This is a genomic window from Streptomyces sp. NBC_01255 (assembly GCF_036226445.1).
Classification (GTDB): Bacteria; Actinomycetota; Actinomycetes; order Streptomycetales; family Streptomycetaceae; genus Streptomyces.
On the sequence record NZ_CP108474.1, the window covers coordinates 4,828,539 to 4,842,688 of the forward strand.

The 14,150-nt window shown below is 73.4% G+C and carries 12 protein-coding genes; 3 read left to right on the top strand and 9 right to left on the bottom strand.

Annotation, left to right across the window (positions count from 1 at the left end; genetic code table 11):
- Positions 1-2: 2 nt before the first annotated feature.
- The gene (locus OG357_RS21740; protein WP_329622733.1) at positions 3-1,586 is read left to right on the top strand and encodes an MDR family MFS transporter; all 1,584 of its coding nucleotides are present in this window, start codon (positions 3-5) and stop codon (positions 1,584-1,586) included.
- A gap of 135 nt (positions 1,587-1,721) precedes the next feature.
- On the opposite strand, the gene cseC is transcribed toward OG357_RS21740, so the two are convergent.
- The 6 genes from cseC to OG357_RS21770 form a co-directional block, all read right to left on the bottom strand.
- A complete protein-coding gene (gene cseC, locus OG357_RS21745) occupies positions 1,722-3,044 on the bottom strand; it encodes a two-component system sensor histidine kinase CseC (protein ID WP_329625653.1) in 1,323 nt (440 codons plus the stop codon).
- A 32-nt stretch (positions 3,045-3,076) separates the two neighbouring features.
- Entirely contained in the window at positions 3,077-3,781 is a 705-nt protein-coding gene (gene cseB / locus OG357_RS21750) for a two-component system response regulator CseB (protein ID WP_329622734.1), read from the bottom strand.
- 168 nt (positions 3,782-3,949) lie between these two features.
- Positions 3,950-4,726, bottom strand: a complete 777-nt coding sequence (locus tag OG357_RS21755; protein WP_329622735.1) for a hypothetical protein — start codon at positions 4,724-4,726, stop codon at positions 3,950-3,952.
- Positions 4,714-5,286, bottom strand: coding sequence for a SigE family RNA polymerase sigma factor (locus tag OG357_RS21760; protein WP_317596522.1), 573 nt, complete (start codon positions 5,284-5,286; stop codon positions 4,714-4,716). Before OG357_RS21760 ends, OG357_RS21755 begins: the two co-directional genes overlap by 13 nt.
- Positions 5,287-5,444: 158 nt before the next feature.
- On the bottom strand, positions 5,445-6,371 hold the full coding sequence (locus tag OG357_RS21765) for an A/G-specific adenine glycosylase (protein ID WP_329622736.1): 927 nt from the start codon (positions 6,369-6,371) through the stop codon (positions 5,445-5,447).
- A gap of 32 nt (positions 6,372-6,403) precedes the next feature.
- Positions 6,404-7,099, bottom strand: a complete 696-nt coding sequence (locus OG357_RS21770) for a phosphatase PAP2 family protein (RefSeq protein ID WP_329622737.1) — start codon at positions 7,097-7,099, stop codon at positions 6,404-6,406.
- Between the two features lie 224 nt (positions 7,100-7,323).
- Here OG357_RS21770 and OG357_RS21775 point away from each other — a divergent pair, with 224 nt between their 5' ends.
- A complete protein-coding gene (locus OG357_RS21775; protein ID WP_329622738.1) occupies positions 7,324-8,196 on the top strand; it encodes a hypothetical protein in 873 nt (290 codons plus the stop codon).
- Between the two features lie 97 nt (positions 8,197-8,293).
- On the opposite strand, the gene disA is transcribed toward OG357_RS21775, so the two are convergent.
- Entirely contained in the window at positions 8,294-9,418 is a 1,125-nt protein-coding gene (gene disA / locus OG357_RS21780; protein WP_329622739.1) for a DNA integrity scanning diadenylate cyclase DisA, read from the bottom strand.
- 377 nt (positions 9,419-9,795) lie between these two features.
- The gene (radA, locus tag OG357_RS21785; RefSeq protein WP_329622740.1) at positions 9,796-11,199 is read right to left on the bottom strand and encodes a DNA repair protein RadA; all 1,404 of its coding nucleotides are present in this window, start codon (positions 11,197-11,199) and stop codon (positions 9,796-9,798) included.
- 189 nt (positions 11,200-11,388) lie between these two features.
- Here radA and OG357_RS21790 point away from each other — a divergent pair, with 189 nt between their 5' ends.
- Positions 11,389-13,227, top strand: a complete 1,839-nt coding sequence (locus OG357_RS21790) for a BACON domain-containing protein (protein ID WP_329622741.1) — start codon at positions 11,389-11,391, stop codon at positions 13,225-13,227.
- Positions 13,228-13,230: 3 nt separating this feature from the next.
- Here the strand turns inward: OG357_RS21790 and OG357_RS21795 are convergent, their stop codons facing one another.
- Positions 13,231-14,124, bottom strand: coding sequence for a hypothetical protein (locus OG357_RS21795; protein ID WP_329622742.1), 894 nt, complete (start codon positions 14,122-14,124; stop codon positions 13,231-13,233).
- Between the last annotated feature and the right edge of the window lie 26 nt (positions 14,125-14,150).

The window sequence follows — 14,150 nt, forward strand, 5'->3', positions numbered from 1 at the left end:
CGATGGCGACCAGCGGGACAACGCAAGCAGCCGAGGAGAAGGTACCGCCGGCGCGCAGCGTCCGCGTCGTCCTCCTCGCCCTGATGATCGCGATGCTGCTCGCGATGCTGGACAACATGATCATCGGCACGGCGATGCCGACGATCGTCGGCGAGCTCGGCGGCCTGGAGCACCTCTCCTGGGTCGTCACCGCCTACACCCTGGCCACGGCCGCCTCCACCCCCCTCTGGGGCAAGCTCGGCGACATGTTCGGCCGCAAGGGCGTCTTCCTCACCTCGATCGTGATCTTCCTGATCGGCTCGGCGCTCAGCGGCATGGCCCAGGACATGGGCCAGCTCATCGGCTTCCGTACGATCCAGGGCCTCGGCGCCGGCGGCCTCATGGTCGGCGTCATGGCGATCATCGGCGACCTGATCCCGCCCCGTGAGCGCGGCAAGTACCAGGGCATGATGGCCGGCGTCATGGCCCTCGCCATGATCGGCGGACCGCTCGTCGGCGGCACCATCACCGACCACTGGGGCTGGCGCTGGTCCTTCTACATCAACCTGCCGCTCGGCGCCGTCGCCCTCGCCATGGTCACCACCGTCCTTCACCTGCCGAAGAAGCAGCGCGTCGCGGGCACCCGGATCGACTTCCTCGGCGCCGCACTGCTGACCGTCGGCATCACCGCGATCGTCCTCGTCACCACCTGGGGCGGCACGGAGTACGCCTGGAGCTCGGCCACCATCGTCGGCCTCACGGTCGCCGGAGTCGCCTCCCTCGCCGCGTTCCTGTGGGTGGAGACCAAGGCCGAGGACCCGATCGTGCCGCTGCACATCTTCCGCAGCCGCAACTTCACCCTGATGTCCCTGATCGGCTTCATCACCGGCTTCGTGATGTTCGGCGCGGTCCTCTACCTGCCGATCTTCCAGCAGTCCGTCCAGGGCGCCTCGGCGACCAACTCCGGTCTCCTGCTCCTGCCGATGCTGATGGCGATGATGGTCGTCTCGCTGCTCGTCGGCCGGTTCACCACCAGCACCGGCAAGTACAAGATCTTCCCGATCGTCGGCGGCGTCCTCATGACCGCCGGCCTCTTCCTCCTCGCCACGATGGACACCGGCACCTCGCGGCTGACGTCCGGCGTCTACATGGCGCTCCTCGGTGCCGGCATGGGCTTCCTCATGCAGATCACCATGCTCGTCGCGCAGAACAGCGTCGAGATGAAGGACATGGGCGTCGCCTCCTCCTCCACCACCCTCTTCCGGACCCTCGGCTCCTCCTTCGGCGTCGCGATCATGGGCGCGCTCTTCACGAGCCGGGTCCAGGACGAGATGGCGGCGCGCGGCGGGTCCGGGCTCACCGAGCGGACCGCGCAGCTCGACGCGGCGAGCCTCGCCAAGCTGCCGGAGCCGCTGCGCGAGGCCTACCAGTACGCGGTCTCCGCCGGCACCCACTCCGCCTTCCTGGTCGCCGCCGCGGTCTCCGTCGTCGCGTTCGCCCTCGCCCTCTTCGTCAAGGAGGTGGCGCTGCGCGGCGCCGGACCGGCGGAGCCGGAGCCGAAGGCGCCGGCGGGCGACGACGCCCCGAAGGTCGCCGAGAAGGTCTGACGCCCGGCTGACACCCGGACCCCGGCTGACACCCGGACCCCGGCCGACGCCCGGACCCCGGACGCTCGTGTACGGCGGTGGGGCCGGTCCCGAAAGGGGCCCCCCACCGCCGTATCCGCTCCACGCACCGCGTCGTCAGTCCGGCAGCTGCTGCCCCAGCATCGGGAAGCTGCCCGTGTTCGTCGGCGCGTGGTCCGGCAGCCACAGCACCGCGATCGCGCCGCCCACCCCCTCCGGGGCCGCCGCCGAGGCCACGTTCCGGAAGGTCAGCCGGGCGCCGAGCACCCGCGCCTGGCCCGCCGCGATCGTCAGCCCCAGGCCGTGGCCCTGGCCCGCGCGGTCGCTCGTCCCCGTACGGAAGCGGCTCGGGCCCTCCTTGAGAAGCGCCTCGGGGAAGCCCGGACCGTGGTCGCGGACCCGTACCACCCGGCCCTCGACCGTGACCTCGACCGGCGGCTTGCCGTGCTTGGCGGCGTTGGCGAGGAGATTGCCGAGGATGCGCTCCAGGCGGCGCGGGTCGGTGTTCACCCAGGACTCGTGGACGACCCGGACGACCACCTCCGGATCGAGCGCCCGCACCCGCCGCTCCACGAACTCGCCGAGCGCGATCTCCTGGAGCTCGGCCCGCTCCGACGCGCTGTCGAGCCGGGCCACCTCCAGGACGTCCTCGACCAGCGTCCGCATCGCCTGCGCCCGGTCCCGTACTAGCTCGGTCGGCCGCCCCGGCGGCAGCAGCTCGGCCGCCGTGAGCAGCCCGGTCACGGGGGTGCGCAGCTCGTGCGCGATGTCCGCGGTGACCCGGCGCTCGGCCTCGATCCGCTCGTTCAGGGCGTCGGTCAGGGCGTCGACCGCCCGGGCCAGCTCGTCGGTCTCGTCCCGGACGACCCCGCCGATCGCGTCCCGTACCCGTACGTCCGTGTTGCCCTGGGCGACCCGCCCGGCCGCGGCGGCGGCCTTCCGCAGCCGCCGCGAGAGCTGGCCGCCGATGAGCACGCCGAGGGCGCAGCCGCCGAACACCACCGAGACCGAGCCGATGACGAGCGCCCGGTCCAGATCGTTCATGATCGCCGCGCTGCGGTCGGCGAAGGGGATGTGCAGCGACAGGACGTCGCCGTTGGCGAGGGGCACCGCGGCCCACACGTCGGGCGGCCCGCCGTGCCGGTGCTCCTGCACGTACGTGCCGCGCCGCCGGTCCCGCATCAGCTGGTCGAGCTGGGGCGGCAGCGCCGGGTCGTTGATCTTCGTGCCGAAGCGGGGCTCCTTCGGCTTCGACGTCTCGTACATCCGCTGGGCGAAGAGCAGCCGCTCCATCTGCACCTCGCGCGCGTTGTCGAGCATCGAGATGCGGGCGGCGTTGTGCACGACCACGCTCAGCGTGACCGCGATGAGCGCGCCGACCGCCGCGATGGCGACGGCGATCTTCCAGCGGACCCCGGTACGGAGGGCGAGCGGCTTCACGGGGCGGAAGGACATCGGAAGGACACCGTTCCCTAGCCCTTGAGCTTGTAGCCGAAGCCCCGGACCGTCTCGATCCGGTCCTGGCCGATCTTGGCGCGCAGCCGCTGCACGTGGACGTCCACGACCCGGGTGTCGCCGCCCCAGCCGTAGTCCCAGACCCGCTCCAGGAGCTTGTCCCGGGACAGCACGGTGCCCGGCGCGGACGAGAACTCCAGGAGCAGCCGCATCTCGGTCGGGGTCAGCGCCACCGGCGTCCCGTCCTTGCGGACCTCCATGCCCTCGGTGTCGACCTCCAGGTCGCCGAAGGCGAGCAGCCCGCCGCCGTCCGCCGACTCGTCCCCGTGCTCGCTGGCGCCGACGCCGCCCGCGTGCCCGAAGCGCCGCAGGACGGCCCGGATGCGGGCCATGAGGACCGATCCGTCGAACGGCTTCGTGACGTAGTCGTCGGCCCCGGCCTCCAGGCCGAGGACGACGTCGATCGAGTCGGCGCGCGCCGACAGCATGATCACCGGCACGGTCGACTCGTCGCGGATGCGGCGGCAGAGGCTGACGCCGTCCATGCCCGGCAGCATCACGTCGAGGAGGGCGATGTCCGGCCGCTGCGCCCGGAAGGCGTCCAGGCCGGAGAGCCCGTCGGGCATCGCCGTGACCCGGAAGCCGTCCCGCTCCAGGGCGAGCTGGGTGGCCTCACGGATGACGTCGTCGTCCTCGACGAACAGGACATGGGTTTCGGCCATCGTGCGTGCCCTTCGGGGGTCTGTGCTGCTGTGTCGTGCGGGTGATGCGGGTGATGCGGGTGATGCGGGTGATGCGGGTGATGCGGGTGATGCGGGTGATGCGGGTGATGCGGGTGATGCGGGTGGTGCAGGTGGTGCAGGTGGTGCAGATAGTGCACGTGATGGGGGTCAGCTCGGGGTGGGTTCGCTCGGCGCCGGCTCGACCGCGGCCTCACCGTCCCCGACGGCGCGGCTGTAGTCGTTGTGCACCCAGTCGTGCTGGGTGAACTTGTTCCCCGACCAGCGGTACGTGATGACGTCCTCGCCCGAGGGATATGCGACCGGGTCGCCCTCCGCGTACACCTGCTTGGTGACGACGAGATCGCCGCGGTCGATCGTCGCGTAGACGGCCGCGTCCTCCGCCATGAACACGTTCTCGTACCGGTCGCTCTGCTTCCGGTAGACGTACGTGCCGATTCCGACGGCATCGCCGCAGGTCATCACGTTGACGACGACGTCGGGGTCGGCGCTGCCGGTGAGGTTGCCGTAGGAGGCGTCCACCGGGTAGGCGTCCGCGACGCACGGCTTCAGATCGTCCTTGAGCCGCTCGCCGATCTTCGGGTCGGCCTTGAGCAGCGCGATCGGATCCACCCGCTCGGCGGACTGCGGACCGCTGGGCGCGGCGGGGGAGGAGGGGCTGGGTGCCGCCGCCGCGGTCTCGTCGACGCGGGCCGCGCCCTCGTCGCGGGAGCCCGTACCGCCGGTGGAACAGGCGGCCACGGACAGCCCGACGGCGACGAGCCCGGCCACCGCCGTGACGCTCGCCGCCTTGACGGTACGGCGAGGGCGGCGCCGCCCGATGCCGTACCGGTCGTCGCCGCCGTGTGCTCTGCCGTCGTGTGCTCTGCCGTGTTCTCCGCCGTCGTGTTCTCTGCCGTCGTCGGATTCGGCGTCTAGGCCGCGCACCGCCCCCGCCCCCTTTCGTCACCTCGTACGTCCGCCCGCTCTCCCGTCCGTCCCAGGGCGCGGGCGTCGAGGTCGCGGCTCTCCAGCTCCTGGCGGAGCCGGGCCAGCGCGCGGTGGAGCGTCGACTTCACCGTACCCGTCGACATCCCGAGCGCGGCCGCCGTCTCCTCGGTGCTCATCTGCTCCCAGTGGCGGAGGACGACGACGCTGCGCTGCTTCGGCGCGAGCACCTTCAGGACGTCCATGAGGAGGGCCCGGTCGGCGTGCTGCTCGGTCCGGTCGTCGATGCTCGCGTCGGGCAGCTGCTCGGTGGGCACCTCTTCGAGCTTGCGGGAGCGCCACCACTCGGTCCGGGTGTTGATCATGACCCGGCGCAGGTAGGCGTCGGCGAGGGACTTGTCGGCGATGCCGTCCCAGCGCCCGTACGTCCGGGCCAGCGCGGTCTGGAGGAGGTCCTGGGCGTCGACCGGGTCGGGGACGAGACGACGGGCACTGCGCAGTAGCGCGTCCTGCCGCGTGCGTACGTACTCCTCGAAGTCGAGCACCTCTCCGTGCCTCATCCGAACCGCCTCCATCCCCGTGACCAGCCATTTCCTCGTGTCGTGGACGACGCTACGGAGGCTGTGTCACGGGGCTGTGCGGGGCAGCCGTCGGTGGACGCACGGCTACCCATCGGTTGTGTAACAGCGGATACGGAAGAGGTTTCGCGAGGGTGGCCTCAGGAGAGCGGCAGGCGGTAGAGCCCGTCCTCCAGCGGTTCGACGAGGCCGTCCGCGACCAGGCCGTCCAGGGCCCGGGCCCGCTGCACCGGCTCGTCCCAGACCGCGTCCAGGGCCGCCTGCCCGACCGGGTCCGTCGCCTCCCGCAGCACCGCGAGGAGCCGGCCCCGTACCTGCCGGTCCGTGCCCGCGTACGTCTGGCCGCGCCGCGGCGGGCCGTCGTGCGCCGGCTTCCCCGCCAGCTGCCACGCACAGCGCTCGGCGATCGGGCAGCGCCCGCAGTCCTCGTTCCGCGCCGTGCACACCAGCGCGCCCAGCTCCATCGAGGCCGCGGCCCAGCGGGAGGCCGTCGCCTCGTCCTCCGGGAGCAGCGCCCGGGCGAGCCGGCGCTCGGCGGCCGTGGTCGCGTTCGGCGGGTACTGGACGCCGGTCGCCGCCCGCGCGAAGACCCGGCGCACATTGGTGTCCAGGACCGCATGCCGCTGCCCGTACGCGAAAGAGGCCACCGCGGCCGCCGTGTACTCGCCGATCCCGGGCAGCGCGAGCAGCTGCCCGTGGTCGCGGGGCACGTCGCCGCGGTGGCGTTCCGTTATGGCCGTGGCCGCCGCGTGCAGGCGCAGGGCCCGGCGCGGATAGCCGAGCCGGCCCCAGGCGCGTACGGCCTCGCCGGGGGCGTCGGCGGCCAGGTCGGCCGGGCGCGGCCAGCGCGCCAGCCACTGCTCGTACACCGGAAGGACCCGGACGACGGGGGTCTGCTGGAGCATGAACTCGCTGACCATCACCCCCCAGGCTCCGGCTTCGGGGCGGCGCCAGGGCAGGTCACGGGCGTGCCGGTCGAACCAGGCGAGGACGGGCCCGTGCAGCTCCGGGGGGAGCGAGGGAGCTACGGGGGCCGGGGGACCGGGGGGAGTGTCGATGGAAGTCATGGCACTCCGATCCTGGCACGTCCGAGGCGGGATCAGTGCGCGCCGTGGCGCGAGCGCTCGGGCCGGTCGGCGCGCGCGGAGGCGTGCGCCGGGAGCCCGCCGTGGGCGTGCGCCCGCGGTCCGCGCCCCGCGCACCACACGACGGCCGAGCTCCGGCTCGACCTGGCCGTGTCCACGAGGGAGCGCACCGGCCGCTCCGCCGCCCGCATGACGAGGAAGGCGACCAGGGCGCCGAGCAGCAGGCCGGCGGTCACGTCGTGCGGGTAGTGCACGCCGACGAAGACCCGGGAGAACGCCATGAGCAGCGCCATCGGCACGGTCAGCCAGACGATCCCGCGCCAGGACAGTGCGAGCGCGATCGCGGCGGCGCCCGCGATGGCCGAGTGGTTGCTGGGGAAGGACCAGTCGCCGTACGGCGGGCACTCCACGAGCGCGGCGGGTGCCCCGACGACCGCGCGGCACGGCCGTTCCTCGTCGATCAGCGACTTCAGCCCCTCGCTCACCACGTAACCGAAGGCGGTGGCGAGCGGGGCGAGCAGCGCGAGCGCCATCATCCGGCTCGATCCGTCACGGGAGCGCCACCAGCCGGCCAGGAACAGCACGCCGAAGAGCAGCAGTCCTGCCTCCGTCCACACCTCCGCGAGCCACTGGAACCAGTGCGGGGTGGAGTGGGCGAAGTCGGCGACGTCGAGGTAGAGCCGATCGGAGAGGTCGAGGAGGGAGTCCATGGTGGACGACGCTAACCGGAATTCGGAGCTCTCCGCCCCGGGCCAACGACCAGAGCGACCCCCGACGAAAGTCGGGGGACCGCCGGATCCCGGTGATTCCCCGCCGCTTCAGGCCTGTTCCGGAAAAGTTCCCGGCACGGAAGGATGTGATCATCGGCAAAACTTGATGCCTCGGGCGGCGGGTGGGGCGGGAGTTGGGCCGGATCTCTCGTAAGGTTCGGGTCGTGGGATCTTTGCGCAATCCGGTCGGGCCGCTTCCCTCCACCATCTACTGGCGACGGAGGGCGGTGGCGGTGTGCCTGGTTGCGGTTCTCGCCCTGCTCGCCGTATGGGCCGTCGCCTCGGGTGACGGCGGCGGGAAGAAGACGAACGACGCCGCCAACGGCTCGTCGCCCACACCCCCTTCGATCACTCCAGGCCCCTCCGGCACCGGCCCGGCGATCAGCCAACAGCCCGGTGGCCGCGACGAGTCGGGCGACGGCGGCGACACGTCCGGCGGCAGCGGTGACGGCAGTGGTGACGGCGGCGGCTCCGCCGGCTCCGGTACGGACGCGGGCTCGGGCTCCGGTACGGGCGCCGACGCCGGTACGGACTCGGGCGCCGGCGGCACCGGGAAGAACGGCGACACCGACGGCGCGGGCGGCGACGGCGGCGCGGGCACCGGCGCGGGACAGCAGGTTCCGGCCAATTCTCCGCTCCCGAACTGCCCGTCCGGAGCGCTCCAGTTGACGCTGCGCAGCGCCAAGCTCTCCTACGAGGCGGGCGAGAAGCCCCGCTTCCACCTGGTCGCCAAGAACACCTCGAACACCGCCTGCAAGGCAGACTTCGGGCCGCGCAGCGCGGTTCTGACGATCAGTGACAAGCAGGCCGACGCGGTCTGGGCGTCCGACGACTGCCCGCGCCCCGGCAACCCGCTCCTGCTGAGCGTCCCCGCACAGACCACGGTCACCCACACCGTGGAGTGGGACCGCGGGCGCAGCGCACCGCAGTGCGCCACGGCCCCGGCGGGCCAGGCCGGCCCCGGGACCTACCTGGTGGAGGCGACGATGGCGGGCGCGAAGGTCGCCCCGGCCTCGTTCACCCTGGCCAAGGACTGAGCGGAACAACAAGGACCGAGCGGAACAACCGGGCACCCGGCCTCCGGCCTCGACCCGATTCCAGGACCCCGTCCCCGGCCCGGCTCTCGTTGCCGGATCAGACGTACCGCTCCAGGATCGAGGACTCCGCGAGCCGCGAGAGGCCCTCGCGCACGCTGCGGGCGCGGGCCTCGCCGACCCCGTCGACGGTCTGGAGGTCGTCGACGCTCGCCGCGAGGAGCTTCTGCAGCCCGCCGAAGTGCTCCACGAGCCGCTCGATGATCGCGCCCGGCAGCCGCGGAACCTTCGCGAGGAGCCGGTAGCCGCGCGGCGAGACGGCCGAGTCGAGGGTCTCGGGCGAGCCGCTGTAGCCCAGCGCCCTCGCCACGACGGGAAGTTCGAGGAGCTCGGTGTGGCTGAGCGCGTCCAGCTCGGTGAGCGCCTCGGCGACCGTCCGCGAGCGCTTGGCGGTGGGCTCGGGCACGTAGTCCCGGACCACCAGCTCGCGCTCCGGCTCCACGCCCGCGATCAGCTCGTCGAGCTGGAGCGACAGGAGCCGTCCGTCGGTGCCGAGCTCGACCACGTACTCGGCGATCTCGGTGGCGATCCGGCGCACCATCTCCAGACGCTGGGCGACGGCGGTGACGTCCCGGACCGTGACCAGGTCCTCGATCTCCAGCGCGGAGAGCGTGCCGGCCACCTCGTCGAGCCGGAGCTTGTACCGCTCCAGGGTCGCGAGCGCCTGGTTGGCGCGGGAGAGGATCGCGGCCGACTCCTCCAGGACCCGGCGCTCACCGTTCACGTACAGCGCGATCAGATGCATCGACTGCGAGACGGAGACGACCGGGTAGTTGCACTGCTTGGAGACCCGGTCCGCGGTGCGGTGCCGGGTGCCGGTCTCCTCGGTGGGGATGGAGGCGTCCGGGACCAGCTGCACACCGGCGCGGTGGATCTTGGTGATGTCCTTGTCGAGGACGAGCGCGCCGTCGAGCTTGCACAGCTCGCGCAGGCGCGTCGCGGCGAACTCGACGTCCAGCACGAAGCCGCCGGTGCACATCGAGTCGACCGTCTTGTCCAGGCCGAGCACGATGAGACCGCCGGTGTTGCCCCGGAGGATCCGCTCCAGGCCGTCGCGCAGCGCGGTGCCAGGGGCGACCGCGCTGAGGGCGGCACGCATGAGCGCCTCATTGCCGGAGCCCGCGCCGGACTTCCCGGGAGCTGTTGCCCCGTCCTTCGCTGCCACTGCACTCCTCCGGCTCGTACGGATGGGCGAGACCAGGGCAAAGTCTAGCGACACCACCCCGCCCCCCTCCGCCGCGCGCCGGTCAAGAGTGCGGCGCGAGGGACAGAAGGGCCCTCGTCATGCCCCCTCGCCTACCCCTCGGGGTCCCTCGTCTACCCCTCCGAAGCCCCCGCTCACCCCTCCGACGACCCTCAGCCGAAGCCCACGAGGGCTCGCCCGCCACGCCTCCGGCGTGGCCGCGAGGGCTCGCCCGCCCCGCTCCGCCGAAGCCTATGAGGCCTCCCCCGCCCGGCTCCGCCGAAGCCCACGAGGGCTCGCCCGCCCGGCTCCGCCGAAGCCCGCGAGGGATTTCCCGCCAGCCCTCCGGCGGCCCCGCCCTACCCCTCCGCGCTCTCCGAGCGCGGCGCGCGGCGGCTGCGGGGCAGGACGCGCAGCGCGTCCCCCATGTCCGCGACCTCTGTCACCTTCATGCCCGCCGGCACCTTGCCCGGGTCCGGCGGCACCAGTGCGTGCGTGAAGCCCAGCCGGTGGGCCTCGGCCAGCCGGCGCTGGACGCCCGTGACCCGGCGGACCTCGCCCGCGAGTCCGACCTCGCCGATCGCGACCAGGTTCTTCGGCAGCGGGGTGTCGCTCGCCGCGGAGGCGAGGGCGAGCGCGATCGCCAGGTCGGCGGCCGGCTCGGAGAGCTTCACGCCGCCCACGGTCGCGCTGTAGATGTCCCGCTTGCCCAGCGCGCTGATCCGGCCCCGCTGCTCCAGGACCGCCAGCATCATCGAGACCCGGGAGGTCTCCAGGCCGGAGACGGTCCGGCGCGGCGAGGGGATCTGCGAGTCCACCGTCAGCGACTGGACCTCGGCGACGAGCGGGCGGCGGCCCTCCAGGGTCACCGTCAGGCAGGTGCCCGGCACGGCCACGTCACGCCGGGTCAGGAAGAGCCCCGACGGGTCGGTCAGACCCGTGATGCCCTCGTCGTGCAGCTCGAAGCAGCCGACCTCGTCGGTCGCCCCGTAGCGGTTCTTCACGCCCCGGACCAGGCGCAGGCGCGCGTGCCGGTCGCCCTCGAAGCTCAGGACGACGTCGACCAGGTGCTCCAGGAGCCGGGGCCCGGCGATGGCGCCGTCCTTGGTGACGTGGCCGACGAGCAGCGTGGACATGCCCCGCTCCTTGGAGGCCCGGATGAGGGCTCCGGCGACCTCGCGGACCTGCGCCATGCCGCCGGGCGCGCCGTCGATCTCGGGGGAGGCGACCGTCTGCACCGAGTCCATGATCAGCAGCGAGGGCTTCACGGCGTCGAGGTGACCGAGGACGGCCGACAGATCGGTCTCCGCCGCCAGGTACAGGTGGTCGCTGAGCGCGCCGATCCGGTCGGCGCGCAGCCGGACCTGGCTCGCGGACTCCTCGCCCGTGACGTACAGCGTGCGGTGCTCGTCGCTCGCCGCCTTCGCCGCCACGTCGAGCAGGAGCGTGGACTTGCCGACGCCGGGCTCGCCCGCGAGCAGCACGACGGCGCCGGGCACCAGGCCCCCGCCGAGGACCCGGTCCAGCTCGTCGACGCCGGTCGAGCGGGCGGTCGCCGTCCGGCCGTCGACCTGTGCGATGGGGACGGCGGCGGTGGAGACCCGGCCGGCGGCGGTCGTCCGGACCGCGGGCGCGCCGTACTCCTCGACCGTCCCCCAGGCCTGGCACTCGGGGCAGCGGCCGAGCCACTTGGCCGTCTGCCAGCCGCACTCGGTGCAGCGGTAGGACGGCCGGTCCTTGGCGGTTTTCGTACGGGCAGCCATAGGCCACACCGTAGCGGCCCCCACTGACAGCGACGGCCAGGGTCTGTCCGGTCCCCGATCCGAGCCCGTCCCCGATCGAGTGACGGAAGGTGAGGTTCCTGTCCCCCTTCGAGCGATAGCTTCACCCGTAAGAATGAGAAGTGCTCGACCGGTACGAAGAGCGCCCCCCGCCCTGCCTACGGTCGCCCCGTGACGAGCAGCAGGCTGGATCCCCCCACATGCACCACCGGCGCACACCGGGCGCACCGCGGCGCCGCGGAGCAGGGACCGCGCACGCTCGGCCGCCGGCCCCCCGCCCGCTACGAGGCCGCCCTCGACGGCCTCTACACGTACTGCCTCTCCGTGCTCTGCGAGCACGACACGGCCACCGCCGTCCTCGGCGACGTCCTCGCCGTCGCCGAGCGCCACCACGGCCGCTGCCCCTCCGACGAGGAGGGCCGCGCGGCCTGGCTGTACGCACTCGCCCGCTGGGCCTGCCTGCGCACCCTCGGCGAGCAGCGCCGCAAGCGACAGGGCGCCCACACCGGCCGCCCCGCCGTCACCGCGCCCGAACCGCCCCCGGTCTCCGACGAGACCGCCGAGCACCGCCGCGCCGAACTCGCCAGGCTCGCCTGGCCCGAGGCGGCCGGCACCACCCCCGAGCAGCGCGAGGCCCTGGAGCTGGCCGTCCGGCACGGCCTGAGCCACCGCCAGATCGCCGCCGTCCTCTCCCTCGACCCGCTCGCCGCCCGCGAGCTCCTCGCCATGGCCGCCTGTGAGGTCGAGCGGACCCGCGCCGCCCTCGCCGTCGTCGAGACCGGCAGCTGCCCCACCGTCGCGCGGCTCACCGGCGACCACAGGGTGCTCCTCTCCGCCGCCCTGCGTGCCGAACTCGTCCGGCACGTCGACGACTGCCCCCGCTGCCGCCGGGCCGCCGAGCGGGTGGGCGCCACCGGCCCCTGGCCCGGCGCCGCACCCCGCCCGCCGGACCGGCTGCCGCTCGTCGAGGCGCCACGGGCCGCCGCCTACATGGCGATGCTGCACGTCCCACGCGCGCGTGCCGGTGCCCCGCGCTTCACCCCGACCGGTTTCCCCATGGATCCCAAGGACCACACGGCCCGCCGCGACCGGCTGCGGGCCCGCGCGGTGACCACCACCGTCGTCGCGGCCGTCGTGGCCGCCCCGGTCCTCGCCCTGTGGACCTCGTACCGCGGCACTCCGGCCGCCGACGAGGGCGTCCAGGGCGGCACCAGGATCAGCGCGCGCGAGGCGGACGAGCCGGTGGACGAGGACGGCCGCCCGTACGACCGCTACGAGAACGCGGGCAATGCCCGCACCACGCCCGAGCCCCGCTTCACCCGCGGCAGTCGCTCCCCGGACGTTTCGGTCGAGGTCGTCAGCCCCGGCGGCCCCACGGGCTCCGTGGGACCCTCCCGGCCCGGCGAGCCCGCCCCGGGCTGGCTCACGGTCGGCGCGCGCGGTTCCGGTGACCTGACGATGCTCACGCTCACCGCCGACGGCGGCTCGCCCGTCGCCTGGTCGCTGTGGACGGACGCCCCCTGGCTGTACGTGAGCCGGGCCTCCGGCACGCTCCGCCCCGGCGAGACGGTCACGATCGTCGTCCGCGTCGACCACGGGCGCGAGCCCGCGGGCGCGTGGAGCGCCCGCGTCGGCGTGAACCCCTCGGGCGCGGTCGTTCGCATCGACGGTCAGGGGCAGACTGCCCCGCCGCAGGTCACCCGCCCGGTCACCCCGCCGCCCACGACGACCGACCCGACCACACCCCCGACGAGCCCGCCGACCACGGAGCCCCCGACGAGCCCGCCGACCACGGAGCCGCCGACGACCCCGCCGACGACGGAACCGACCACACCCCCGCCGACGACCGACCCGGGGACGACACCCCCCACCTCACCGCCGACCACGGAGCCGACCACCCCGCCGCCGACGACGGAGCCGACCACGCCCCCGCCGACGACCGACCCGGGCACGACTGACCCGGGCACGCCCCCGCCGACGACGGACGACCCGCCGCCGTCCGGCCCCTGACGCCTACGAGACGGGATCGGCCGGATGCGGGGCCACCAGCGGCAGCTGCGAGGCCAGCCGGGCCTGGCACAGGCCGACCAGGACCTCGTACGCCTCCTTGCCCATCATCTCCGTCAGCTCCGGCCGGTACGTGACGTAGACGGGCTCCCCTGCCCCGTGCGCCGACGTGGCCGAGGTGCACCACCAGTGCAGGTCGTGGCCGCCCGGACCCCAGCCCCGGCGGTCGTACTCGCCGATCGACACCTGGAGGACCTTGGTGTCGTCGGGCCGGTCGATCCAGTCGTACGTCCGGCGCACCGGCAGCTGCCAGCACACGTCCGGCTTGGTCTCCAGCGGCTCCTTGCCCTCCTTCAGGGCCAGGATGTGCAGCGAGCAGCCCGCGCCGCCCGCGAAACCGGGACGGTTCTGGAAGATGCAGGACCCCTCCCAGCGGCGGGTCTGCCGGTCGCCGTCCTCGTCGAGCTGCACCCAGCCCGAATCCGTACCGACGTCGTGGAACTGCCACAGCTCCGGCGTGAGCCGCGCCACGTGCGACGCGACCCGCTTCTCGTCGTCGTCATCGGAGAAGTGCGCGCCCAGCGTGCAGCAGCCGTCGTCGGCCCGGCCCGCCTGGATGCCCTGGCAGCCGCTGCCGAAGATGCACGTCCAGCGCGAGGTCAGCCAGGTCAGGTCGCAGCGGAACACCTGCTCGGCGTCGGCCGGATCCGGAAACTCGACCCACGCCCGCGCGAAGTCCAGACCCTTCTCGTCCGTCTCCATGCCCTTGCCCCGCTTCTTGGCGCCCTTCACGGACTTCACGGCCTTCTCCGCCTTACCGGCCTTGCTGGCCTTGTCGGCCTTCACACCCGTCTCGCCGCTGCTGTCTTTGCCCGGCTTCGCCTGCTTCGTCTTTGGCACAACGCCAAGCGTATGCGGGCCGGACC

Bases quoted from the DNA above. Each gene is read 5' to 3' on its own strand.
- OG357_RS21740 (WP_329622733.1), top strand. From the start codon at position 3: ATGGCGACCAGCGGGACAACGCAAGCAGCCGAGGAGAAGGTACCGCCG.
- cseB (WP_329622734.1), bottom strand. From the start codon at position 3,781: ATGGCCGAAACCCATGTCCTGTTCGTCGAGGACGACGACGTCATCCGT.
- OG357_RS21760 (WP_317596522.1), bottom strand. From the start codon at position 5,286: ATGAGGCACGGAGAGGTGCTCGACTTCGAGGAGTACGTACGCACGCGG.
- OG357_RS21765 (WP_329622736.1), bottom strand. From the start codon at position 6,371: ATGACTTCCATCGACACTCCCCCCGGTCCCCCGGCCCCCGTAGCTCCC.
- OG357_RS21770 (WP_329622737.1), bottom strand. From the start codon at position 7,099: ATGGACTCCCTCCTCGACCTCTCCGATCGGCTCTACCTCGACGTCGCC.
- radA (WP_329622740.1), bottom strand. From the start codon at position 11,199: ATGGCTGCCCGTACGAAAACCGCCAAGGACCGGCCGTCCTACCGCTGC.